Genomic DNA, 24,844 nt, shown 5'->3' with positions numbered 1-24,844 from the left:
GACTTGCCCCCGATAGCGCAGAGTCCGCCAATACATACGGGACTGATCTACCGCTATCGGGGGCAAGCCCCCTCCCACATGGAGCCAGTATTTCATCGCGATACTTTCAGTTTTCTTCGCCTTCGGCCAACAACGCGATCCCGACGATAATCACCCCAACGCCCACCCAGTGCAGCAGGCTGATGTGCTCCCCCAGCCCCAGCCACGAACCGAGCAACACCACCACAAACACCAGCGAACTCAGCGGAAACGCCAGGGACAGGCTGCTGCGCCGCAGGATCAGCATCCACACGAAGAACGCGCCGATGTAACTGGCAATCGCCGCCAGAATCCCAGGGTTGCGCGCCACTTCGGACAACCACAGCCAGTTGAAATTCATCTGCCCCAGTTGGTCACCGGCGACTTTGGTAAACAGCTGCCCGGCGCTCTCGGTGCAGATCAGCAAGGCCCACAACACCACGGTGCCAAGACGTTCGTGCAACCAGCCCTGGTCGATATTTTGCGTACTCATGCCTGACCCCCTCCAATCGCTACTAACATCACGCCGAAGGTAATCACCAGCGTGGCCATCCAACGCCTGCGGCTGACGGTTTCCCCCAGCACGACCTTACCCGCCAGCACCACCCCGCAATAAGCCAGCGCCGCCGACGGAAACAACAGGCTCAGCGGCGCGCGGGACAAGGCTTCAAGCCAGACGAAAAACTCAATGGCATAGGCCCCGAGCCCCGCCCACAACAACGGTGCATTGAACACCTGGCCCCAGAAGGCGTTCAGGCGAAAGCCGCCCTCCAACTCCGGCAAACGGTCCAGGCCCATCTTGAAAAACAGCTGGCCGACCACATCGAGCACGATGGAAAAGGCCACCAGCAACACCACGGTCAAAGTCACGGAAACAGTTCCTCAAACAGGTTGATCAGGGCTTCGTTGGTCGCCGCATTGCGCTGCAAGTCCTCGGCGCTCCAGCGCTCGGCCGGCGGCTGGTCGGACTTGGCCTCCCAACGCTTGAAGGCGTTACTGAACACGGGCTTGGCGAACTCGCCGCACACGTCGATACCAATGATCCGCTTGCGCGCCGCCAGGGCCCGCAGAGCCTGGAGCAGATGGCTCAGGCGCATGCCACCCTGGTCCCAGTTGGTGGCCGCGTCTTCGCTGGCCAGCACGTCTTTGTCGAGGGTGATCCAGATGGCTTCGGTGGGCAGGCTGGCAATCATTTGCTCAAGGAATGCGGCCCAGTCCAGCTCCGCCAGATTGCGCCAGTGCAGGTAGTTTTCCTGCTGCTGGTGGCCGGCGCCATCGCCGACCCGACCCCAGACTTTCGAAGGCGGGTGCTGCCATGGGAACAGCTGCAATTGCCCGCGCTTGAGGGCGCCGAGGTTGCCGCCGCGCAGCTGTGGGTTATGCAGGTCATCGCTGCACGGGCCAAGGGTGACGATGCGCTTGACCGTCGGCATCTTCAGCGCGCGGTTGACCCACGAGCCGCAGTGGCGCTTGGGCGCAAAGCGGACCCAGTCGGGGTGGTTGTCGAAGTGGATCAGGCTGATGGGTTCTTTCAGGTCGGCGAGAAATGCCGGCGTCAGGTGGTGATAATCGCCGGAGCCGACAAACAGGATTTCCGGCCGCGCATCCGTGGGCCGGGGCCGTGCCGCCAGGCGTTCGGTGAAGCGCTTCCAGGTTTTTTCGGTGGACCACAGGCGCAGTTTCGGGCCCAGGTCCAACAAGTCGAGACGGGTGGCATGACCACTGGCCAAACGCCGGGCAATCGGCGCCTGACCCGTAAGGCTGTGGTCGAGGTCAAGAATATTCAAGGTAGTGTTTCACCCCTAATGGCAGCACCCAGCCGGATCGCGGATGGGCTTTAGGGGGTCAATGCAAGGGACGGGCCAGGGACTCTCTTGAGGACAATGAGCCCCCCTGTGGGAGGGGGCTTGCCCCCGATGGCAGAGTCTCAGCCTACAGAGATGCTGAATGTGCCACGGCTATCGGGAGCAAGCCCCCTCCCACATGGGAACAGCGTCAGGATTGGGATTCGCGGATGATCTGGCGAATCGCCCCGACAAACGCGTCGACCGGCTGGCCACCGCTGACGGCGTACTGGCCGTTGAACACGATGGTCGGCACCGAACTCACGCCACGGGACACCCACAGCTGTTCCTGCTCGCGCACGTCGGCGGCGTATTCATCGGTGGCGAGAATCGCGGCGGCGCGCCGCGGGTCCAGGCCGACGCTCTCGGCGATGCGCACCAGGGTCGCGTGATCGGACGGGTCCTGGCCATCGCTGAAGTAGGCCTTGAACAGCGCTTCCTTGAGGTTGTACTGCAAGCCTTCCAACCCGGCCCAATGCAGCAGGCGATGGGCGTCGAAGGTGTTGTAGATGCGGCTCTGGCCGTCGGTGCGGAACGCAAAGCCCAACTCGGCGCCCATGTCGCGGATACGCGCACGGTTGGCCTGGGACTCTTCGGCCGTGGAGCCGTATTTCTCGGTGATGTGCTCGACGATGTTCTGGCCTTCGGCGGGCATGTTCGGGTTCAGTTCGAATGGCTGGAAATGGAGCTCGGCCTGCACCTCGGCGCCGAGCTGGTCGAGGGCTTCGGTCAGGCCGCGCAGGCCGATGACGCACCAGGGGCAGGACACGTCGCTGACGAAATCGATTTTCAGGGCAGTACTCATGGTAGGCAACCTCGCTGGCATTAATGCGCCGCAAAGGTTGCACGATACACCAATGTCACAACACCTTCGCCGAGACCTGGGGCTCAATCTGCGCCCAATGGGCGGCGTCTTCGCGATGGGCTTGCAAGTACGGCAACACCGCCGCCAGCAATGGCGCCTTGAACGCTTCCTGGAAACGATGGGCCAGGCCGGGAATCAGCTTCAACTGGCTGCCCTGGATATGCGCGGCCAGGTGTACGCCATGCATCACCGGCAACAACGGGTCAGCCGTGCCATGCACCACCAGGGTCGGCACGCGCAATTGGTTGAGCAACGGCACACGGCTCGGTTCGGCGAGGATCGCCATGATCTGGCGCTTCACGCCGTCGGGGTTGAACGCGCGGTCGTAGGACAGCGCCGCCTGGTGCAGCAACACCTGGCGATCATCCTTGACGTTCGGGCTGCCCAGCGCGGCCAGCAAATCGGCCTGTTGCTCTAGGGCCACTTCACGATTGGGGGCGCTGCGCCGCGACAATAATTGCACCAGCGCCGCATTCGGCGCCGGCAGGCCTTCGGCGCCGGAGCTGGTCATGATCAGCGTCAGGCTTTCCACCCGCTGCGGCGCCATCGCGGCCAGGTGCTGAGCAATCATGCCGCCCATGCTCGCCCCAAGGACGTGGAATTGCTGGACCTGCAACGCATCCATCAAGCCCAGGGCGTCATCGGCCATGTCGGTCAGCGTGTACGGCGCCGCCACCGGCAGGCCGAGTTTGTAGCGCAGCACTTCAAAGGTCAGGTTGGCGCTGGCCGGGGCCTGGCGCCAGGTGGACAGACCAACGTCGCGGTTGTCGTAGCGGATCACCCGAAAACCTTGCTGGCACAGCGCAACAACGACCTCATCCGGCCAGTGGATCAGTTGCCCGCCCAGGCCCATCACCAGCAGCAAGGCGGGATCGGACGCACGGCCGATACTCTGGTAAGCGATGCTCACCTGAGCCAGGTCGACCGTTTGGGTCGGGACATTGACATCACATCGAGAAGCCGCAAAAGACGGCAGGCCGAACAGTAGAGCGGCCAATAACAGCAACACGCGCATGAAAAACACCGAAACGCAGAACCCCAGTAGAGCGCGAGTCTGATGAAGTTTGTTCAAGCGCGCTGCCACAGTTACGTGACAGTTTGATGAATGCCGCTCAACGGTCGGCCACTAACTATCTATCCCTGCGCGCCTGGTTCCTCACCTTTAAATAGGGCTCCGACCGGTAAAGCACCGCTCTGCCCCTATTTTTTCGAGTGCCGTCCCATGACCGCTACACCCAACCCGCTCTCCCCCATTGCTGTGCGCGATTTCCTGCCGCTTTCCCACGCGCAGGTTCGTCCCGTGAATGAAAGTCTGTTGCTGGAAGCCACGGCCCGCTGGAACGCCAGCCGTGAACACCTGTTCCGGCTCACCACCGATGCCCCCAGTGTTCACGCCTCACTCAAAGCGTTCATCCACGAGCAACTGGGCCTGGACGGCGACAGCGTGCAGTTGCATTTTGCGGCTACCGCCGACCAGCCGGCGCGTTACGTCACGCTCACCCAGGCCTGCGCCTTTGTTCATCAAATCACCGTCCCCGCCTCGCTCTACCAGCACTGCCGGGTGGTCGGCCTGCCGGAGGGGAAAACCCAATACGCGGCGCAACCGCTCGAGCTGGTTAAACCCTTTACCCAGCTCAATGTGCAGCAGGCCCTGCGAACGGCCTGGGTCCGCTACTGGTGGTTCACGCGCGCACCCGGCACGCCGGTCTCGCGCCGCGATCACGCAGTCGCGCAGTACAGCAGCCATCTGCAGGCCGCCGCTCAGTTGGCCTGCGCGTCGGGGGCCATCACGGCTGATCAATTGAAGCCGTTGCTGACGGTCCTCGACCCTCCGAGCGGCGCGTTGCAGCTCGACGGTCAAAAGATCTATACCGAGCAACTGCTGCTCAAACGCACAGGGCTGGCCGATGCAGAGATACCCGGTGCGCTGGTCATCACCCTGGATGCAGAGATCGTCCTCCAGCTGTTATACCTGCCCGCTGAAGTACCCGCGCTGAGCCTGTTCAACAGTCGCGTCAGCATGGAGCAGTGGTTGCTCGATCACCCCACGCTGTTCCCCGGCGTGGCCGCAATCACACGCGACAACCTGATCGACTACCGCGAAGTCGACGAGCCCTTGCAAGCCGGCGTGACGCACCTGCTGGAACATCGCCTCAAAGAAAAGCAGGCCAGCTTGAAATACACCCACGGCAGAGACCTCACCGAGCATGGACACAAAGCGCTGGAAACGGCCGATCAGGTCGACCGGCAACAGCGCAACCAGGGGTTTTTCGCCTTGCCGCCGGCCTCCATACTCACTGCCGCCGAGGACGACGCGCCCTTCGACAACACGCCCACGGTCTTCGCCGGACTGACCGCCGACCTGCCATTGGCCCAGCGCCGCCACGCACTGTTGCGGCAACAGCAGTCGCTCTTCGGGGCCGTGCAGGCGCCCGCCCGACTGACGCCAATGAGCGACGAGCAGTTGGCCGCACTGCGCAGCCAACTCAGCCGCTTGCACGAGGCGCAACAGCAAGCCCATGCAGCGGCCACAGCGCTGTGGAATCAGCCCCGGCCGCAACTGCTGGAGCTGTCCCAGCAAGCCAACCCCGACTACCACACCTTGCTCCAGGCGCGACTGAATGGGCTGCTTGCCGAGGCCAGCCTGCAACGTCAACTCAACCAGATCACCCAGGCCGGGCACGACATGCTCCTGGCCGCCTTCGACCCGCTTAACGCGCAAAATCCCGAACTCAACGTGTCGGTGGCGACCTTGACGCTGTCGATCAGCGACCGCAGCAACGGCGCAACCAACACCCAGCGCAAAGAGCTGGACGGCGTGCTGCTCATCACCCTGGAAGCGGCGCTGCGCGATGCGTCAACGCCCCAGGACCTGTTGCTGTATTGGCCGGGCAGCCAGGGCGGGCTGCAGCACTTCGACTCGCTCCAGGCGCTTGAACGGTGGCTCGGCGTGACGCCGCCTGGCGCCTCGTCCGTAGAACTGGCCCTGCTCAATCAGACCCCGCTCGACTACAGCCTCACCGTGCAACTCGATGGCTGGGTCACCCAGATTGAAGAGATGCTTCGGCGCGCCCCGGACGACACCGAGCGTCAAGCCAGGGAACTGGAACCCCTGCGCGTGCAAGCGATCGAGGAACTCGGCGTACCGACCCACGCCGTGCGCGAACTGGCCTACGCGCAGCTTCTGGAGCAGAACCAGAGCGGCGCACTGGCCGCGCAACTGCCGGTCTGGCTCGGCCAGGTTTCGCCAGCCGACAGGGCCGAACTCAAGACCCTGCTGGAGCGCTACATCCAGGCGTTCCAGCGCGCCGACGAGGCCTTGAACCTGAAGCTGCCGCTGATCAGCAGCTTTTGCAAAAAACGCCTGCACGCACGACTGTCCCGGGACTTCTCGCTCAAACACCCGTTCAGCGTTCAGCTCGACGTGCCCGAATCCGTCACCCGCCAACAGCATTTCGTCGCAGCCGCCGGCGCACCGGGCACTCCGACCAAGACCGTGCTGGTCCCCAGCGCCACCCGGGTCAAAATGGCCCTGGAAGAGCTGGCGCTGAGCAACATCGATACACCGATCTCCGAGCGGTTGTCGTTCATGAAGGTCGAGGTCAACACCGAGGACGCCACGGAAGGCCAGGCACTCACGGCCGGGCTTAGCGTCAACTACCTGCGCACGCTGGTGCCCGAGCTGGACCTGGCCCAAGCGTATGAAAACCTGATCGTCGAGACCTACCAAGGTTCGGATCGCGAAGCGTACTTCAGCCGTGATCATCGCCTCGAATGCCTGCTCGAACCTCATCGCCAGATGCTCACGCTCCAGGGGCGCCTGGCGTTCCTGCAAAAGCACATCAATGCCAGCGAACTGAATACCTTCAACATCGCCATAAATGCCACCACCGCCCAGGCCTGGCGGGCCGATGGCAACGATATCGAGTTACTCCCCGCCTACCTCAGTGTCGGCGGGCCAGATACCCAGGACGGCTCAAGCACCTTGTCCGGCATCACCTTCATCCGTCAGAAAAACTCCGGGTTCACCCTGCTCTATCTGCCTGAAATCCCCGACGGTCACTCCCTGCGCAGCTACACCCATCTTGAAGCCGCCCGACTGGCACTGTTCCACCTATGCCTGAACAGCTCGATGGTCAATTACCTGGCCGGCCGCGCCTTGCTGGGCAACGTGGCCAACCACGTCAGCCGGATCAATCAAGCGGTGCTCCGGCATTTCGACGCACTGATCGGCGTCGGCAGCCCCTGGCCCGTCACCACGTCGCTGGCCGGCCATTTGCTCAACGCCCACATGGGCCGCGTCAAGGAAGCCCACCGCGCCAGTTCGCGCTCCAACAGCGACCTGTACCTGGAACGCTACGCCATGAAGGGCGTGCAGGCCTTCAGCTATATCAAGATGGCGCTCGGCGTGGTCCCCGTGGTGGGTACGGTGATCGGCCTTTACGATGGCTGGGTCAGCGCCAATGACGCGGTGGATGCGTTCAGACGCGGTGATCATGTCCAGGGCCTGCACGACATCACCCAAGTCCTGCAATCATTGATCGACGCCGGCGTGGATGTGGCCGGCGGGGTGCTGATCACGCCCAATGCGGCACGCGTGCGGACCCGGGGGCGCCAGTTGCGCAACGCCTTCAAGGGCGGCCGCTACCTGCAACCGCCCATGAGCCGCAAGGCGCGCCGCATCGCCGAGCGTTTCAGCGGGTATGAGTACGACAAGGAGATCGCCCTGGGCCACCTGTCCCCCGCGATCCACGGCGTGTATCGCAACGTCTATCGGCATGCAGACGGCCATTTTATTGTGCGTCAGGACAACGTTTACCAGGTCGAACTGCAGAACGGGCATTGGCGCTTAGCCGGCAACTCGCTGAAAAAATACAAACAGCCGATTGCCCTGGATGAAGCGGGCGAGTGGGACACCCACTTCGGGGTCTACGGCACCGCGCAACCAAGTGGTTTGGCCGGCGGCGGCGGCGCGCTCGGGCACCTGGCAGACACCCTCGACCCGCTCTGGCCGATGGCAATTCGACAACGGTTGCCGATCTGGTGGACCGATCATGTCGTGCGCCGCCAACTGGCGCTCGACGATGCGATCAATACGCTGAGCAGCCGGCTCGACGCTCAACTGGCCGCGACCAACCACCTGCAACACCTGTCCAACCAAAGCGATTTCGCCACCCGCAAGACATTGCAACCGACCCTCGATCAGGCCTACACCAAGGACATCGAGCTGGCGATTCAGCAGGCCAACGCGATCCAGGACGTGATCGCCTTTACCCCCAGCAGAGAGCATCTGGTCCTCAAAGGCATGCAAAGCCGCGCCGCCTTGATTGTCACCAGCAGAACCGTGGAACGCTTGAAAGTTGCTGCGGCTGCTCTGCAGGCGTTGACCGAGCAATTCGCTGGCATCCAGGTGCCGCCGGCACGACCCGCCGCCATTCTGCAGTTTCTGCAAACCCGCAAAGGTCTCAGCCAGAAAATCGTGCAGGCACTCGACCGGATCGACCGCATCTTCCTAGTCATGAACGAATGGAGCAGCCAGATCAACCTTGTATCGCTGGAGGCCGATTTGCGCCTCCAGGGCAGAAGCACACGCAGGACCGCGCAACAGATCGACGCGGACCTGCACAACACGCGCACGATGGTGGGCGAGGCTCGCGATGACACGGCGCGCTGGAACGAGCTCTACGATGAAGGGTTTCGCACGCACCTGCGCACCGTCCACAGCATCGATACGTTCAACCGCTACGATCACGTCACCGATCCTTCCTGGCTGTACTTGCAAAGTGAGGTCAATCGCGTCTATCTCGACGCCCACCTGGCCCTGAACACGCATTTCGCACTGACCAAGACCCCCACCACCGTCAGCCAGCGCACGCGAATCCTCAACGAATGTATCGCTGCCTATACGCGCTTCAGCCTCAGCGCTAAAACCTTGAGCGCAGGCTACCCGCAACATTTTGACCTGGAAAACCTGGACGCCTTGCTGAACAACCTCGAGCGCATGATTCAACTGGCCCGCGACCGTATCGGCACAACACCTCGCCTGCGGCGCCCGCGGCCCGACGAACCACAAGGAACAGTGTTTGAAAGCGACGACAACCGGCTGCTGATCGGCATAAAAAGCACCGACCCACGCACCAACACCACGCGCTATACCATCGACAACCTCAGCGGCCACACCGAGACCTGGGAGCAACGGCCAAACGGTCGTGCCCAGCGCCAACCGGCCCCGCCCGTGGAGTTCCCACCTGAGGCAAACGTGAAGTCGGTGATGGTGAGCGAAGCCCAGAACCGCCTGCGTGCCGTGCCGGCGTACCAGGCCAAAGTTGAAGCCTATGCCCGGCAGGGCATGTTGCCGGTGGACCTTGAACACATGCTGGTCAGCGAAGCCGCCGAACTCACCCTGCGCTCAAACCGCATCGCGCGCCTTGACCCCGAAGAACCGAGCCTCTCGCAATTACGCAAGACCTCTACCGAACTGACCGCCGCCGGCCGCGCCCTGCGCACCCGACAATCATTGGCCAGCCGCAAACCCACCGACGGCATGCTCGATGACCTGGTCAGGCATCACGTGGTCGAGGTGCGTCGAACCGCGTCGATGACCGAACTGGCGAGGCGTGCGAACGGGCATCGCGACTTCATGCAGGAATATGAAGTCTGGGACCTGACTGCCACCCCAGCGCGCGCCCTGTGGTATGCGCACTTTCATTACAACCGCCGCACGGCAACCTTCGACGAGTTCGAAAAGGCCCATCTGAAACTGCCGGAGCACCGCTATTTGACCCATGCCGACGACCCGTCGCTGCCGTTTTCCGACATTGGCAGGCAGTCTGCCGCGTTGCCGCATATCCGGTCGCTAGGGGTTGCCCAATAACCACAAAACGTGAGCTGCGGCTGTTCATCAGAGCGTTTCAATCACAATTTCAAAAACAGTTTTTCATCCAGCGGCGAGCCTATCCGTGCCCTGACGATCTGTTCCACAACGCGGTTGTTTCCCGCCTCGGCCACCAGGTCTTTCTGGGTCTTGGTGCGCTGCGACGGGATCTTCAGATGCGCCGCCGTGTAGAGGTTGCGCGGCGAACCTTTGGCCGGGTAGTGGAAATGGGCATACCACAAGACGTCGACTTTGCCTTTTTCACGCACGGCATATTCGGTGAAGACATCGCCGCTTTTGGTCGCGGTGTCTCGCTGAACCAGGTTGATATCGACGAACCCGTGCTTCCACAGGTAATCGATATTTTCCGGCTTGGGGGGCAGGCGTTTGTAGCCATCGGCGCAATGCTGCCGAGCCTTGTTGAGCAGTTCGTCCGCCGCTGTGCGCCACTGGTTGACCAACTGTGCGGTTTCAGGCCTGCCACTCTGGCTGGTTTCGGCTTGCAGGGCGGTCGCTTGAAGCCGCTCGGCCTGGGCTTGCAACATGTCGTTCCAGTCCAGCGGGTTGACGCCCTCGCGGCGTTGCGGGTCGTTGAGTTTGCGCTTCTGGAACTCGATCGTTCGTTCAATGCCGGCGCTTTCTTCGAGCAGTTTTCTGGCGTCGGATTTAAGCGTTGAAAGCGACTTGGGCGACTGCGCGGGCCGTGCAGGTTGCGCGGGAACGATCTTGACCCACTCGCCGTCGCTGGGGTGTTCGCTGTAACTGGCGACCGGCTGGCCGGATTGCGGGTCCAGTACATCAATGATGGCGCTGGCGCCTGCTGCGTGAGGACGCGCGGTGCCGATCAAGGTTTCCTTGTCGCGGGTTTTGAACGTTCGCTGGCCCGCCGGCTTTTGTTGCTGATCGATACGCGCGACGGCGACCGGCACCAGCGCTTGTTCCTCGCGAATCACTTCAGCCAGGTCGGTTTGGGCATCGTTGATAACATCGCGTAGGCGTTCGGCAAACAGCTGCTGATACTCGGCGCGCTGAAGGCTGGGATTCGCGTCCTGTATCGCCAGGCTGTCGCTGAGCTCTCGCTGGTACGTGCCGATGATGGTTTCCAGCGTCGCTTTGCGTTCGCTCAAGCTGTAACCGCTGTACTGCCGCAGGTCCAGGTGAGCCCTGTAGACGGGAATCAGGTTGGTTGAGCTCAATCGCTGCAGGTAAAACGACTCCACCGGGTCAGTCGTTCGGGCATAGCGATCGAGGCTCAGCTCTTTGAGGTTGGACAGGGTGGTCAGCTTCATGCGCAGGGCAATAATCGCAGGCGGCTGTTTGTCTTGCAGCTTGAGGAAGTGCGCGGCCTTGGTTTTGCCGAACGACGAATCGTTCGTCCATTTTTCCAGCACGGCGGCAGAGGCCAAGGCGGCTTCCCGCACGTTTTCCAAGTCATGGTAGACCCTGCCGAAGTTGTCCATCAGCTCGATATAGGCGCTTTTGGAGCCTGTCCTCGCCTCGCTCACCACCTCCGCCATCGACCGTCCGCTGGGGACGTGTTGATTGCTGTCTTCGGCCAGCGTTCTGTAGAACTGTTCGATTTGACGGTAGTTGTCGAGTACTGCGCCGTAGAGATTGGAGCGCGCCTGTTTTTCTTCGGAGAGATCGTCCACGGCGCCCAGTTTTTTTGGTGCCAGGCTGTCAATGGCCGTCTGAACCGCCGCACTGTGCGCCTGAGTGCTTTGCTTGAGTTGCGCGAACTGCTGGTCGATTGTCTGCCTGAGGTTTTTCGTGAGTTCCAACTGCGTCAAATAAGGTGTGAGGAAGCGCTGTTGATGCTCGCCGGTGGTGGACAGCCCCCACAGCGTGCGCAGTTTCTTGCGGGCATTGTGGTAATCGGTAATGGTCACGACAAGCTGGTTATGCGCATCGACCCTTGGCCCATCGAGCTGCAACGCAGCCTCAACAGCCTGACTGAACTGCTCCCCTCGCGCCTGTTTCGCCTGCGTATTTTGTTTAACCCGCTCGGCGACGCCGCTTTTTCGCGGCATGCCACCGCGCAACCTTGGGCGACTGTCGAAACTCCAGCGCCCCTGTGCGTCACGCCTGATCGGCGGGCCGGTACGCGCCCGATTGTGCTCGTCGATGATGAACACCCCGTCCAAGTCGTTGGCCACCCGGAACCACTGATTGTCGATGTTGGCGTACAGTCGGCCCTGGCTCAGGTACAACCCCCTTTTTTGCCCCTCGGCAATCGCGGCACCGACATCGGCCGGCGCGGGCACCCGGAATGACCCGATCTGTGCGAGCTGCCCGGGGGTCAACCGGCGTGGGCTGGAGAACGCAAAATCGAGCACGCTCGCATTATCGCCGACGACACCGGCAGTTGGCTCCACGCTGCTTTGGCGGAGGGGCGCGCGATGAGCGCTCGGTGTCTGACCCGGCACGCGACGCGTCGGCCCATTGTTTTGCGGGATGGCTTTGAGCGCGTCGAGCGTCACCGGCGGCTGCGCGACGTCTGCGGGCGCAGAATGGGTCAACACCATGCCCATATTGAGCAGCAGGTCCACCACGGTAGCCGTGCTGTCGTCCTGAGCGGTGGGGTTGGACAGTTTGCGGATGTCGTCCTCGCTGCCGGCCAACTGCAACAACCACCCCGCCATCGCCCCAGGCCCGCGCAATACGGGTAACAGCGTGTTGAACAGCAACCCGCCCAGTTCCTTGAAAGAGGCCCAGCGGCTTTGCGCGTCCGATACCGATTGCCCCTCGGCCAGGCTCACCAGGCTGTGGGTATTGCTCTGGTACACGTGCTGCATCAGGCGCCCTTGCGCCAGGGCCTGGCGTAATGCGCGCGCGGCGTCATAGCCGTCCACGGCCAGCGCCGTCGGTGCCGGTTGGGCGGGCGGATCGAACGCGTTAAAGACGCTGTAGCGGGCAATATTCGGTGTCTTGAACCCGCCATTGCCGTACACCGCGCGCGTCCTGTCGTCGGGCAACCAGGCCAGCACGCTTTGCTGCAAAGGGCCGGGCTGTTGCACCGCCTCCAGCAGCGCTTGGCGGGTCGTAAACGCCTGCAACGCCGGGGACAACATCGGACGGTAGAGAATGTGCGGGCCGACAACCGAATCGGCCGGCTCGATGACAAACATGTTCTGGACGACATCGGGTGTCGCGCCGGGCTTGCGTAAAAACGCCAGGGGACGAATGACGATGTCTTGCCCGTCGACCTGTTTTGCCCCGGCGCCAGGGCTCAGCACCGCCGCCACATACTGATAGCCTCGCGCGGTGATGCCCGATTCGCCCTTGAGCTTGAGTTCCAGCGCTTGCATGGTGAGCTGGAGCGGGACTTGTTGAGCGAACAAGGCGCTGCCCCGACGTGCTTCATCACTGGCGCCAAGCAGGTGGGAGTGCAGCAACGCGGGGTAGTTTTTGCCGATGTCCACCCGCTTGACGATGTCTTTCAAGCGCTGGGGCATTGCGGGGTCGGTGATCAGTTGACCGAAGTGACGCACTTCCATTTCGCCCTTGGGCAACCCGGCCAGATTGCGCAAGGCCATGTCGGTCAGGCTCATCGTGACGCGTTCGATATAGCCGCCGCCCAGCGTGCCGACCGGCACCTTGAAGGTGACTTCCAGGTGGTCCGCGAGAAACCCGGTGTTCTCCAACTGCGCTTGAAGCTGTTGCTGGGTATAGGCGCGAATATCGGGGATGTCTGAAAAAAAGTTTCGGCCGTGATTGCGTTGTACATCGCTGGCCAGTTCCAGGGCGTGGCGGTGATAGGCAAAGCGATCGGCCGGGTCGGCATTGCGCATCCACTGCGGTAGTTTTTCCCGCAGCCGCGCCAGTTGCGCGGAATCCGGGGCGTAGGCGCCGACAAACCATGGGCTCGGATCGCTGACCAGGGAGAAGCGCTGCTCCAGAGCGTTGAGGCCGCCGGCTTCCGGCAGCTCGAGGGCGTCTATCGCCTGCAACTGATTATTTAGAATGATGCCCGCTTGCGTATCGAAGATATGCGCGTCCGGCTCCTGACGCTTCCACGTCAAATTGTCGAAGACGAAGTCGTTCTCCAGCGTCTCGCCCCATGCCTTGCCGAAGGCTTCCAGCGAGTCGTAAGGGGTAATCAGGCCGTTGGCAGCGGCATGCAGGACCTGGGTGCTGCCGCCGATCTGGCGGGTGATCAGCAGATCGGGACTGAGCTGCGTGGACGAACCACCACTGTAACGGACGGTGGCGTCGAGCACGAAAACCCGGGCCGCGTCGTCGCCCTTGGCGCTCACACGTTGCGCACGCTCGGGCCAGGCAACCACCTGATCAAGCGTAGCGCGTTGCGCATCCGTGAGGCCGGGCTGTTTCAGCGACGCACTGCGCAGGCTGTCGCTGAGCATGCCGCTGAGCCACAACCAGCGATTGCCTGCGACAGGGCCGGTGGCGCCGGCGGCACTTTGTCCCCAATAGCGCGTCAAGGCCCGTGCAAAACCGTCTCTGAGGCTGGGCCGAAGGCTGCGAATCACCAGTTCGATGGCCGACATGTCGATATCGTCGCGCCGGTCGCCTGATGGGTGGGGAACCCTGAGGGTGGTGCCTGTGCCTTGTTTGACGAGTTTCTGCGGCCACGAATACTTGTCGGTGAAATCGATTTCGGCCCCGGCGGCCAGATGGTTGAGGGCGACATCCAGCAGCGGGGTCAATCGGTATTGAACCGGGTTTTGCGCGATGGGCTCTGCCACCGAGGTCTGAGCTACGTCGAGTTCCAGCGTGGGATACAGGCTTTTGATCGCCTCGCCGAGCATTTCCCTGACGACCGAGCGCACGCCGGGCCGTGTCGCGAACTGGCTGCTGACGGCGTGGGCGGCGAGGTGGGTGGCGGTGGGAAAGGGTTGCACATCGGCAATGGCCCTGGGCTCGACGCCGGCACTGCCCCGCGAGGTTGTCGCAAATGCGTTTGGCGCAGGAGCCGGATTGGCCGGCGGTGCCGCAGGGTACAGATGAGGGATGAAGGGACTTGCAGCGTTGCTAGCGGTCATGGGGCACATCCTTGGCGTGGAAATACGGTGTCATCCCAACGACGTATGAAGTGCCCTTCGGGACGAGTCTCGCGCCAAAATACCCACTCCCCCCTACGGTGAAATAAGAAATGCGTAATTGACTATGTCCACCCACGCGTCATCCGCCAGGGCTCCGGGTCAGCGCCTTTTCGTAATGTATGGCTGGATATGAACGTCGTGCCCTTGGCCTGTCTGTCGACAGTCCGAGCAACATGAGACAAACTCACCCCATTCGAATTTTTCATCAATATTGCTCATGGAGGCCACGGTGCTGGAAATCCGCCACCTGAAAACCCTGCACGCCTTGCGCGAAGCCGACAGCCTGGTCGAAGCCGCCGAACGCCTGCACTTGACCCAGTCCGCCCTGTCCCACCAGTTCAAAGAGCTGGAGGAGCGATTGGGCATGCAGTTGTTCGTGCGCAAGACCAAACCCGTGCGTTTCACCAGCGCCGGCTTACGCCTGTTGCAACTGGCGGACGCCACCCTGCCCCTGCTGCGCGGCGCCGAGCGTGACATCGCGCGCCTGGCCGGCGGCACCGCCGGACGCCTGCACATGGCCATCGAATGCCACAGTTGCTTCCAATGGCTGATGCCGACCATCGACCAGTTCCGCGACGCCTGGCCCGAAGTCGAGCTGGACCTGGCGTCCGGTTTCGCCTTCGCCCCGCTGCCGGCCCTGGCCCGTGGCGACCTGGACCTGGTGGTCACCTCCGACCCGCTGGAGCTGCCGGGCATCACGTATGTGCCGCTGTTCACCTACGAAGCCATGCTGGCCGTGGCCAACCAGCACCCGCTGGCGAACAAGTCGTACATCGTGCCGCAAGACCTGCTCAGCGAAACCCTGATCACCTACCCGGTGGAACGCGACCGCCTGGACATTTTCACGCGGTTCCTCGAACCCGCCGATGTGGAACCGGCCCAGGTGCGCACCTCGGAGCTGACAGTGATGATGATGCAACTGGTCGCCAGCGGTCGTGGCGTGTGCGGCATGCCACATTGGGCCCTGCATGAATACAGCTCGCGCGGTTACGTCAAGGCCAAGCGCCTGGGTGAAAAAGGCCTGTTTGCGACGCTGTATGCGGGGATTCGTGCAGACATGCTGGACGCGCCCTACATGCGCGACTTTCTGCTCACGGCCAAGGACACGTCGTTTTCCACATTGGATGGGGTCAGCGCCGTGCGTTGAGGGGCGCACGGCTCAGTCCTTTGAGCGCGCCAATCAGGCGGTGGTGGTCAGCGATTGGCGATAAAACGGCAGGATCAGCTCACGCGTCAAGGGCGCCAAGTGCAGGCCGCCGTCACCGGCCGGGTCGATCCAGCGCACTTCTTCGATCTCGGCCGCCGGCGTCACCGGCACATCGATCTGCACCTGGAACAGTTCAGCTTGCACCGTAAAGCCCGGTTCGTTGGCGGCCGGGGCCGAGAAGCGGCCGAGGTAGACCGCCTGGCTCGGCTCAATACGCACGTTCAGTTCTTCGTGCAGCTCACGGGCCAGCGCCTCGACCGGTTGTTCACCGGCATCGATCTTGCCGCCCGGTTGCATGAACGCCTGGGTGCCGCGCTTGCGCACCAGCAAAGTCTGGCCGTCGCCGCCGATCAGGAGCGCGGCGGCGATGCGGATAGTGGTTGGCATGGACAAAATCACCTTGAATGCAAAGGCACAATAATCCCATGAAGCGCCTCAGCCTAAAAGCTGCGGCTCTTCCGGCTCCTTGATAAACACGCTGTACTTGGCGCCCTCCATCGCTTCAAACGCGATCAGCTTGTCCACCAGCGGCAGGTTGAGCACCTTGCCGGCATTGAGCAGCAACATGCCGTTATCGGCGTTGAGGTTGCGCGCCAGGACCATGCCTTCGGCCAGTTCACGGGTGCTTAGCACTTTGACGTTGGGGTCGCCCAGGGTCACGTCGCTGAGGAACGTGGCGCAGGCCAGGACGAAGTTTTCGACCATATCCGGATCATAGAGCCGCCCCGCGTACTTGCGGATGTACAGCAGTGCTTCACCGCTGTTCATCTGCCGCTCCAGGATCAGGCCTTTCTGCAGTTCGATGAAGTCCACCGCCAGTTTGAGCAACCGCGCGCCTTCGGGAATCGCATCGCCCTTGAGGTGATCGGGAAACCCGGTGCCGTCCCAGCGTTCCTGGTGATGGCGGATCAGCCGGGCGGCGTCCTTCATCGGTTCCAGGGTCATCAATAACGATTCGCTTTGCGTCGGGTAGACCCGATAGCGTTCGCGGTCGTTGCTGTGCAGCAGGTCCGACGGCGCGGCCATCATGCCGTCGCTCCAGCTCAACTTGCCAATGTTGTAGAGCGCCGCCGCCATGGCCAGGTCACGGGCGCTGGCTTCGTCCACCGCCTGGGCTTTGCAGTACACGCGGATCAGCTCGATCAACTGGCGGTTGGTCTGCTTATGCTTGGGCAGGCGCAGGTTGGCCAGCAGCGAAAACACTTCGGTGCCGGTCACATAGCTGCGCTTTAGCTCATCGTAGGCCAGGTCGAGCATGTCGGCGGTTTGCTGCAACTCACTGGTGCGGGCTGCGACGCGTTTTTCCAGGGTGGCGTTGAGGGCCTTCAACTGCTCGTTCTGATCGCGGGTCAACCGCTCAAGGCGCACGCGCTCGCGTTCGGAATGCTGGTGTTCCAGGGACTGGCGCAAGGTCAGGAGCATTTCCTCGTCGTTCCAGGGCTTGCTGATATAGCGGTGGATCTGACCTTCGTTGATCGCCTTGATCATCATGGTCATGTCGGCATAGCCGGTCAGCAGGATGCGCGTGGTGGCCGGGTACAGGCGGTGGGTCTCGGCCAGCAGCATCGCCCCGTCCATCGAAGGCATGCGCGCGTCGGTCATAAGCAGGTCGACGGGCTGGGCAGCCATGATTTCCAGAGCCTGGGCACCGCTGCCGGCCAGCAATACATCATAAGGCTGGCCCCGCAGCAGGCGGCGCAGGCTGTTGAGGATCGACTCTTCATCGTCGACCAGCAAAACAGTTGGCCTGTAAGGGGACGTCGTAGCAGTTTGTTCATCCATGGCGACACCTCCTGACAATGGCACACAGTTGCTTCATCGCGCCCCGGCGTAATCCATCGCTGTACTTGCACAAGCGATGAGCGCTAGATGCACGCTGGGGTAATTGGGGTTGATTTGACGCCAACTGGCGTACTTATTCAAGGGACCCGACTATGCTAGTAGCATGAAGCCATGACTCGTCCCGGTTTACCGAAGCATTCAAGGTAAGGAAGCCCGATGCGTAAGAATTTCCAGTTGCCCGCGCCCCGGTGTCAGTCATGAACCCGTGCTCGGGACGGGCCAACCGACGAATCCTGATCGTCGATGACACGGCCTCCATCCACGAGGATTTCCGCAAGATCCTGTGCGCCGATGCCAATGGCGGCCAGTCCCTGGACAGCATCGAAGAAACCCTGTTCGGCACCGCCCCCACCGTGCGCCAGACCTTTGAACTGGACTCCGCCTACCAGGGCCAGGAAGCGCTGGCCCTGGTCAACCAGGCCGTGGCTGACAAGGCGCCCTACGCCTTGGTGTTCATCGATATGCGCATGCCGCCGGGCTGGGACGGCCTGGAGACCATCGAACAGCTGTGGAACGTCGACCCAAACCTGCAGATCGCCCTGTGCACGGCCTACTCGGACTATTCCTTCGAAGCCATCGAAGCGCGCATCCAATACAGCGACCAGTTGCTGATCCTGAAAAAGCCGTTCGACAACCTGGAAATCCGCCAAATGGCCAGTGCGCTGACCTGGAAATGGCAGTTGGCCCAGGACGCGGCGCTCAAACTGATGGGGTTGGAGCGCACAATTGAAGAACGCGTGCAGGAACTGCTCAAGGTCTCGCACCTGCTGCAATACGACGCCCTGACCGAACTGCCCAACAGCGCCCTGCTGGGCGACCGGCTGACGCAGGCGATCGCCGTCTGCAGGCGCCATGACACTCAGTTGGCCGTGATATTTATCGGACTGGACCGCTTCAAGCGCATCAACAATGCCCTGGGCTACCCGGTCGGCGATGACATGCTCAAGCAGGTCAGCCAAAGCCTGGTGGCCACGGTGCGCGAGTCCGATTCGGTGTTTCGCTATGGCGCCGACCAGTTTGTGCTGATCCTCAACGACATCAAGCACCCTCAGCAAACCCAGTACATTGCCGAAAAACTGCTCGGTGCCATCAGCGCGACACGCTATGTGGCCGGGCATGACTTGAGCGTCACCGCGAGCCTGGGCATCAGTATTTACCCCAACGACAGTTTCAACGCGGTGGAGTTGATCAAGAACGCCGAAACCGCCATGCACACCATCAAAGCCCGTGGCCCCAACGACTTCAGTTTCTTCATCAACGAGATGAACCTGCGCGCCCAGGCCCAGCAGAGTCTGGAAACCGCGATCCGGCTGGGCTTGCAGCGCGATGAGTTTATTTTGCACTACCAACCGAAACTGGATTTGAACAGCGGCCAGATCGTCGGCGCCGAAGCGCTGATTCGCTGGCACCAGCCCGACCACGGCTGGATCTACCCGTCAGCCTTCATTCCCGTGGCCGAAGACAGCGGCCTGATCGTCCCCTTGAGCCAATGGGTGTTGCGCCAAGCCTGCGAGCAAGCGCAGGCCTGGAGCGCCGCCGGCCTGCCTGCGCTGTGTATCTCGGTGAATATTTCGGCGATTGATTTTCGCCAGCGCAATTTTGTCGCGAACCTGGCGGCTATTCTGGAGCGCACGGGCCTGGCGCCCGGTTTGCTTGAACTGGAAATCACCGAGAGCGTGCTGATGCAGAACGTCGAGGACACGCTCGTCACCCTGCGAGGCATCAAGGCCCTGGGCGTGCGGCTGTCGATCGACGATTTCGGCACCGGCTATTCCAGCCTCAGTTACTTGCGACGGTTTCCCATCGATGTGCTGAAGATCGATCAATCCTTCGTGCGCGGTTTGAGCGAAAACAGCCAGGACGCACAACTGATCAGTGCCATCATCAGCCTGGGCAAGAGTCTGGACTTGAACATCGTTGCCGAAGGCGTCGAGACGCTGGAGCAGTTGGCATTTCTCAAAGCCCACCGCTGTGAGGAGGGTCAGGGTTTCCTGTTCAGCAAAGCCGTGGCTGCCGATGACTTCGCTCAATTGATGCAGGCCGGGCACCCCAGCCTGATGCCTGACCAATAACTGTCTATCAAGGAACGAACGCTTGAGCCGTCTCCCCTCTCGCTCTCCTCGCCTGTCCCCTCGGGCACTCGGCTTTGCCGTCGTCCTGGGGTATGGCGGCGCCCTGCCCGTGTTGGCCGCGCCGCTGGATGAACCGCTCAAACCGCTGCCGCCGGTGCCGCTGCTGGATGCGGCAACGGTTGAGCTGGGGCGCCAGTTATTCAACGAGAAACGCCTGTCGGTCAATGGCAGCCTGTCCTGTGCCAGTTGCCATCGACTGGAGACGGGCGGGGCCGACGACAAGCCGTTTTCCCTGGGCGTTGATGGCCAACCGGCCAAGATCAACACGCCCACGGTGTTCAACGCCAGCCTGAACTTCAAGCAGTTCTGGGATGGCCGGGTCGACACCCTCGAGGCTCAGGTCGAACAGGTGGTCATCAGCCCGCGGGAAATGGGCAGCGACTGGAAGACCGTGGTCGACAACCTCGCGGCCATGCCGCATTACAAGGCCCAGTTCACCCAGGTGTACCCCGACGGCGTAACGGCGGCCAATGTGCAAAATGCCCTGGCGACTTATGAGCGCACATTGCTCACGCCCAACTCACGCTTCGACCAATACCTGCAAGGCAATACCGAGATCCTCACCCGCGAAGAAAAATACGGCTACCAACGTTTCAAGGAATATGGCTGCATCGCCTGCCATCAAGGCATGAATATCGGCGGCAACATGTTCCAGAAATTCGGCGTCATGGGGGATTATTTCAAGGACCGCCCTCCCGCCGAGACCGACCTGGGCCGCTACCTCGTTACCCACGACGACGAAGATCGTAACGTGTTCAAGGTGCCCAGCTTGCGTAACGTCGCCGTCACCGCGCCGTATTTTCACAATGCCTCAGCAAAAACCCTGGAAGAAGCCGTGGACGTGATGTTCACCTTCCAGTTGGGGCGCATTCCCTCAGCAGAAGACAAGGACCAGATCATCAAATTTCTCAAGACCCTGACCGGCCAATGGGCGGGCAAACCTCTATGAGCAGACGGTCATGAGACTCTCCCGCCACAACGTCGTCCAATTGCTGCTGGCCACCGCGACCGTGCTGCTGGCATCGGTACTGGTGTTCCTGTACATCAAGTCAACCTCCGACCAGACCAGCCGCTATACCGAGTCCCGTGACCTGATCCGCCAGATGCAGCAGCTCAATGCGCAGTGGGACAGTGAAGTGCTCAAGGCCAGAATCGCCCTGACCCACAACTACGATCCCCTGGTGACGCCACTGACGCAGATCACCCGACTCTGGGAGGAACTGCGCCACCACGAGTCATACCACGCGCCTAAAGACCTGCCCGGCTGGCAAGCCAGCCTGGACGCCGGCGAGGCGGCGATCCAGGACAAAGCGCGGCGGATCGACCAATTCAAATCCCATAACGCGGTGCTGCGCAACTCCCTGGCGTTCCTGCCGACCGCCGAAGACGATATCCAGGCTGCGTTCTCCCGGCTCGACGACGAGGGCCGGCTGCCCCTGCAAAACGTGGCCACCGACACCTATGACCTGTTGCTCAGCAGCATGGAATTCGCCCAGGTCGCCAGTGACGACCGCGCGGCCGAGATCCTGCTGGGCCTGAACCTGCTGGCCGTGAACAAAGAACGCTTGCCGGCTGACTTCCATCTGCCGGTGGACATTCTCAGCAACCACATTGCGCTGATCCTGCGCGAACAGCCGCTGGTCAACACCCTGCTGGAACAGATCGCCGCAGTTCCGGTGGCCGAGCGCCTGGACGAGCTGACCACCCACCTCAATCAGGATCAGCAGGCCTCCGACCTGATCGAGCAGAAGTATCACAACTACTTACTGGTGTTCTCCACCCTGCTGGTGGCGTTGCTGCTGTACCTGGCCATTCGGCTGCTGCGCAGTTTCGCCGAGATCAACCGGGTCAATCGCGCCCTGCACACCGCCAACGCGAGCCTGGAACAGCGCGTGGAAAAACGCACCCGCCAGCTCAAGGATGCGCAAAGCGAACTGCTCGACAGCGCACGCCAGGCGGGCATGGCGGAGATCGCGACCAACGTGTTGCACAACGTGGGCAACGTGCTCAACAGCGTGAACATCTCCGCCGAACTGGTCGCGCGCAAGCTGCGCACCAGCAAAGCATCGGGGCTGGGCAAGGCCATGCAGTTGATCAACGAACACCCTGATGACCTGGGCACTTACCTGCGCGAAGACGAAAAAGGCAAACTGCTGCCCGGCTACCTCAACCAATTGGTGGAAGCCATCGCCGTCGAGCAACAGGGCATGAGCGATGAGTTGGCGCAATTGAGCAAAAGCGTCGACCACATCAAGGACATCGTCTCCACCCAGCAATCCTACGCCGGGGTTTCCAGCGTGCTGGAGCCCTTGCAGGTCAGTGCCCTGATGGACGACGCGCTGCGCATGAATTCCGGCGCACTGAATCGCCATCATGTGACGGTGGTCAAGGAATATGCCCAGGTGCCTGAGATCATGGCCGACAAACACCGGCTGCTGCTGATCATGGTCAACCTGATCAGCAACGCCAAGTACGCCATGTCCAACCTGAGCGACAGGCCTCGGCAGATTACGTTGTCGATCACGACCGTGGAGGACAGCATCCTGCAAATCAGCGTCAAAGACGAAGGTGAAGGCATCCCCGCCGAAAACATGACGCGGATCTTCACCCACGGCTTCACCACGCGCAAGGAAGGCCATGGCTTCGGCCTGCACAGCTGTGCCCTGGCAGCCATTGAAATGAATGGAAGGCTGACCGCCCATAGCGACGGCCCGGGCAAGGGTGCGCTGTTCACTTTGCAAATCCCCCTCAACGATGCAGCAGGCCCCGCATGAACCAACCACCGAACCGGCGGATTCTGCTGATCGATGACACGCCCTCGATTCACGAAGATTTCCGCAAGATCCTCAAGCCGCCCCTGGAACAGAACCAGGCCCTGGACGCTATGGAAGCCACGCTGTTCGGCGCCAGCGACAAACCGCAAGGCCCGCTGTTCGAGCTGGACTCTGCCTACGGTGGCCAGGAAGGTTTACAACTGCTCGAGGCCGCCATGGCCGCGCAACGGCCCTACGCCCTGGCCTTTGTCGACATGCGCATGCCCCAGGGTTGGGACGGCGCGCAAACCATCGAAGAACTGTGGAAGGTCGACCCGAACCTGCAGGTGGTGGTGTGTACCGCGTACTCGGATTATTCCTGGGAAGAGCTGCTGTTTCGCCTGCACGCCCATGACCGGCTGCTGATCCTGAAAAAGCCGTTTGACAACATCGAAGTCCAGCAAATGGCCAACACCCTGACTGCCAAATGGGACATGGCCCGGCGCGCGTCCTTGCAAACCAGCCAGCTGGAACTGTTGGTGGAACAACGTACCCAAGCGCTGACCCACGCCAGCCAGGCCCTGCAACTGGAGATCGACGAGCGCAAGCAGTTGGAAAGCCAACTGGTGCAATCGGAAAAACTGGCGTCCCTGGGGCAACTGGCTGCGGGCGTGGCGCACGAGATCAACAACCCGGTGGGGTTCATTTCCTCCAACCTCGGCACCCTCGAGGGCTATTTCACGCAGTTGCAGCAGATGCTCGATGCCTACCGCCAGGCTGAAACCGCGATCGGCGATGATCAGTTCCAAGCCCTGCGCCATCGCCTGGACCTGGACTTTCTCAGGGAAGATATTCCGACGCTGATTCGCGAATCCAAGGAAGGCATCGGCCGTGTGGCGCAAATTGTCAAGGACTTGAAAGACTTTTCGCGGGTGGACAACGACCAGACCTGGCAGTGGGCCAACCTGCAACAAGGCATCGATTCGACCCTGAACATCGTCGCCAGCGAGCTCAAGTACAAAGCCGACGTGATCAAGCACTATGCGCCCTTGCCGGAAATCGAATGCCTGGCCTCGCAGCTCAACCAGGTGGTGATGAATTTGGTGATCAACGCAGCGCAAGCCATCGGGCCGGAGCGCGGCACCATTACCATCAGCAACGGCGTGGAAGGCGAGAGCATCTGGCTGGAAGTCGCGGACAACGGCTGCGGAATTGCCCCGGACGCCCTGCAGAATATCTTCGACCCGTTCTTCACCACCAAGCCAGTGGGCGAAGGCACGGGGTTGGGGCTGTCACTCTCCTACGGCATCGTCAAGAAACACCATGGTGAAATCTCCGTCAGCAGCGAGTTGGGCAAAGGCACCACGTTTCGGGTGGTGCTGCCCATTCGCCAAACAGCGGTGTAGGCCCGTTCGAAAAAGCATCACGCAACGGTCGGATCAACTCCCGAACTTTCCATCGAGTTCGAATAGGACCCGATACGACCTCATGCGCAATGCGCAACTCTCTCGACTTCTTTGTAAATCTGGGCGCCTTTGGCAATTTCCGCAGTGCGCAGATCATAGGCGGTCTGCAGGTTCAGCCAGAACTGTGCAGATGTTTCCAACGCGACTGCCAGGCGTAATGCAACGTCCGCACTGATGCTCCGACGCATCAACACAATGTCATTCACCGTAGGGGCGCAAACATGCAGCGCCCTTGCGAGAGCGGCTGCGGTCAGGCCCAGCGGTTCCAGGTACTCTTCCTTGAGTATTTCCCCAGGGTGTACAGGCCGCATACCATTCTTAAACATGATTCACCTCAGTGGTAATCCACAATTTCAACATTTTCAGGGCCGTGAGGCCCCCAAATGAAACAGACCCGGAATTGACCATTGATTCGGATACTGTGTTGCCCCTCCCTGTCACCGTATAGCGGTTCCAGCCGATTCCCGGGCGGTGATCAACCGCTGCATCCAGCATGCTCAGCTTTCGTTCCACCACGGAAACGACAGCGGACCAGCGTCGGATTCGACCGGTTTCAAACAGGTTTTGGGTTTCGGCGCATTTAAAGCTTCTTATCCTCGCTTAATGCTTAACGTTATTCATTAAGGACCAGCTCTACATGGGCTGTCGATGTATTCAACCGGCAGTTGAATAGGCCCTGAGGGATGGCGACGAGCGGCCAGTGCCGCAGTCAAAAAAGCCGCTCCAGACACTGGAACGGCCTTAGAGGTAAGGCCTGAACGCCTCACGCCAACTGTCTAT

General features: G+C 61.5%; 15 protein-coding genes and 1 pseudogene. 6 read left to right on the top strand and 10 right to left on the bottom strand.

Annotated elements, in window-relative coordinates:
- Nucleotides 1-106: 106 nt before the first annotated feature.
- From ACP7CJ_RS01125 to ACP7CJ_RS01105, 5 genes are all read right to left on the bottom strand, one after another.
- Nucleotides 107-511 (bottom strand): EamA family transporter, encoded by a 405-nt coding sequence (locus tag ACP7CJ_RS01125; RefSeq protein ID WP_426099616.1) that lies wholly within the window; start codon nucleotides 509-511, stop codon nucleotides 107-109.
- Entirely contained in the window at nucleotides 508-888 is a 381-nt protein-coding gene (locus ACP7CJ_RS01120) for a transporter (protein ID WP_247401054.1), read from the bottom strand. The genes ACP7CJ_RS01125 and ACP7CJ_RS01120 overlap by 4 nt, the downstream gene beginning before the upstream one ends.
- A complete protein-coding gene (locus ACP7CJ_RS01115; RefSeq protein WP_426099617.1) occupies nucleotides 885-1,805 on the bottom strand; it encodes an arginase family protein in 921 nt (306 codons plus the stop codon). The genes ACP7CJ_RS01120 and ACP7CJ_RS01115 overlap by 4 nt, the downstream gene beginning before the upstream one ends.
- Nucleotides 1,806-2,013: 208 nt before the next feature.
- Nucleotides 2,014-2,667 carry a DsbA family oxidoreductase gene (locus ACP7CJ_RS01110; RefSeq protein ID WP_426099618.1) on the bottom strand — a complete coding sequence of 218 codons (654 nt, stop codon included), beginning with the start codon at nucleotides 2,665-2,667 and terminating at the stop codon, nucleotides 2,014-2,016.
- A 55-nt stretch (nucleotides 2,668-2,722) separates the two neighbouring features.
- Complete coding sequence (locus ACP7CJ_RS01105; RefSeq protein WP_247401135.1) at nucleotides 2,723-3,742, bottom strand: alpha/beta fold hydrolase; 1,020 nt, start codon at nucleotides 3,740-3,742, stop codon at nucleotides 2,723-2,725.
- A gap of 207 nt (nucleotides 3,743-3,949) precedes the next feature.
- Between ACP7CJ_RS01105 and ACP7CJ_RS01100 the strand changes: the two genes are divergently transcribed.
- Complete coding sequence (locus ACP7CJ_RS01100) at nucleotides 3,950-9,601, top strand: dermonecrotic toxin domain-containing protein (RefSeq protein WP_426099619.1); 5,652 nt, start codon at nucleotides 3,950-3,952, stop codon at nucleotides 9,599-9,601.
- A gap of 41 nt (nucleotides 9,602-9,642) precedes the next feature.
- Here the strand turns inward: ACP7CJ_RS01100 and ACP7CJ_RS01095 are convergent, their stop codons facing one another.
- Nucleotides 9,643-14,604, bottom strand: coding sequence for a dermonecrotic toxin domain-containing protein (locus tag ACP7CJ_RS01095; RefSeq protein WP_426099620.1), 4,962 nt, complete (start codon nucleotides 14,602-14,604; stop codon nucleotides 9,643-9,645).
- Between the two features lie 289 nt (nucleotides 14,605-14,893).
- Here ACP7CJ_RS01095 and metR point away from each other — a divergent pair, with 289 nt between their 5' ends.
- A complete protein-coding gene (gene metR / locus ACP7CJ_RS01090; RefSeq protein WP_276196689.1) occupies nucleotides 14,894-15,811 on the top strand; it encodes a transcriptional regulator MetR in 918 nt (305 codons plus the stop codon).
- A gap of 33 nt (nucleotides 15,812-15,844) precedes the next feature.
- On the opposite strand, the gene ACP7CJ_RS01085 is transcribed toward metR, so the two are convergent.
- Nucleotides 15,845-16,258: an NUDIX hydrolase gene (locus tag ACP7CJ_RS01085; protein WP_276196688.1), complete on the bottom strand. Its 414-nt coding sequence runs from the start codon at nucleotides 16,256-16,258 to the stop codon at nucleotides 15,845-15,847.
- Between the two features lie 48 nt (nucleotides 16,259-16,306).
- Entirely contained in the window at nucleotides 16,307-17,653 is a 1,347-nt protein-coding gene (locus ACP7CJ_RS01080; RefSeq protein WP_276196687.1) for an HD domain-containing phosphohydrolase, read from the bottom strand.
- A 257-nt stretch (nucleotides 17,654-17,910) separates the two neighbouring features.
- On the opposite strand from ACP7CJ_RS01080, the gene ACP7CJ_RS01075 reads away from it, so the two are divergent.
- The 4 genes from ACP7CJ_RS01075 to ACP7CJ_RS01060 are packed head-to-tail and all read left to right on the top strand — an operon-like array spanning nucleotide 17,911 to nucleotide 24,004.
- On the top strand, nucleotides 17,911-19,785 hold the full coding sequence (locus ACP7CJ_RS01075) for a putative bifunctional diguanylate cyclase/phosphodiesterase (protein WP_276196686.1): 1,875 nt from the start codon (nucleotides 17,911-17,913) through the stop codon (nucleotides 19,783-19,785).
- 52 nt (nucleotides 19,786-19,837) lie between these two features.
- Nucleotides 19,838-20,794, top strand: a complete 957-nt coding sequence (locus ACP7CJ_RS01070) for a cytochrome-c peroxidase (RefSeq protein WP_426099732.1) — start codon at nucleotides 19,838-19,840, stop codon at nucleotides 20,792-20,794.
- 10 nt (nucleotides 20,795-20,804) lie between these two features.
- Nucleotides 20,805-22,619, top strand: coding sequence for a DAHL domain-containing protein (locus tag ACP7CJ_RS01065; RefSeq protein ID WP_247403209.1), 1,815 nt, complete (start codon nucleotides 20,805-20,807; stop codon nucleotides 22,617-22,619).
- Entirely contained in the window at nucleotides 22,616-24,004 is a 1,389-nt protein-coding gene (locus tag ACP7CJ_RS01060) for an ATP-binding protein (RefSeq protein ID WP_426099621.1), read from the top strand. The genes ACP7CJ_RS01065 and ACP7CJ_RS01060 overlap by 4 nt, the downstream gene beginning before the upstream one ends.
- An 80-nt stretch (nucleotides 24,005-24,084) precedes the next feature.
- Here ACP7CJ_RS01060 and ACP7CJ_RS01055 read toward each other — a convergent pair whose 3' ends face one another.
- Together ACP7CJ_RS01055 and ACP7CJ_RS01050 are read right to left on the bottom strand one after the other, a co-directional pair.
- Nucleotides 24,085-24,390 carry a HigA family addiction module antitoxin gene (locus tag ACP7CJ_RS01055; RefSeq protein ID WP_426099622.1) on the bottom strand — a complete coding sequence of 102 codons (306 nt, stop codon included), beginning with the start codon at nucleotides 24,388-24,390 and terminating at the stop codon, nucleotides 24,085-24,087.
- 8 nt (nucleotides 24,391-24,398) lie between these two features.
- Nucleotides 24,399-24,658, bottom strand: a pseudogene (locus ACP7CJ_RS01050) (type II toxin-antitoxin system RelE/ParE family toxin).
- Between the last annotated feature and the right edge of the window lie 186 nt (nucleotides 24,659-24,844).

Origin of the sequence: Pseudomonas sp. PSPC3-2 (assembly GCF_049897085.1) — a bacterium.
Classification (GTDB): Bacteria; Pseudomonadota; Gammaproteobacteria; order Pseudomonadales; family Pseudomonadaceae; genus Aquipseudomonas; species Aquipseudomonas paraveronii.
Note: the sequence above shows the minus strand (reverse complement) of the source record. Positions and strands in the feature narration are given on the sequence as shown.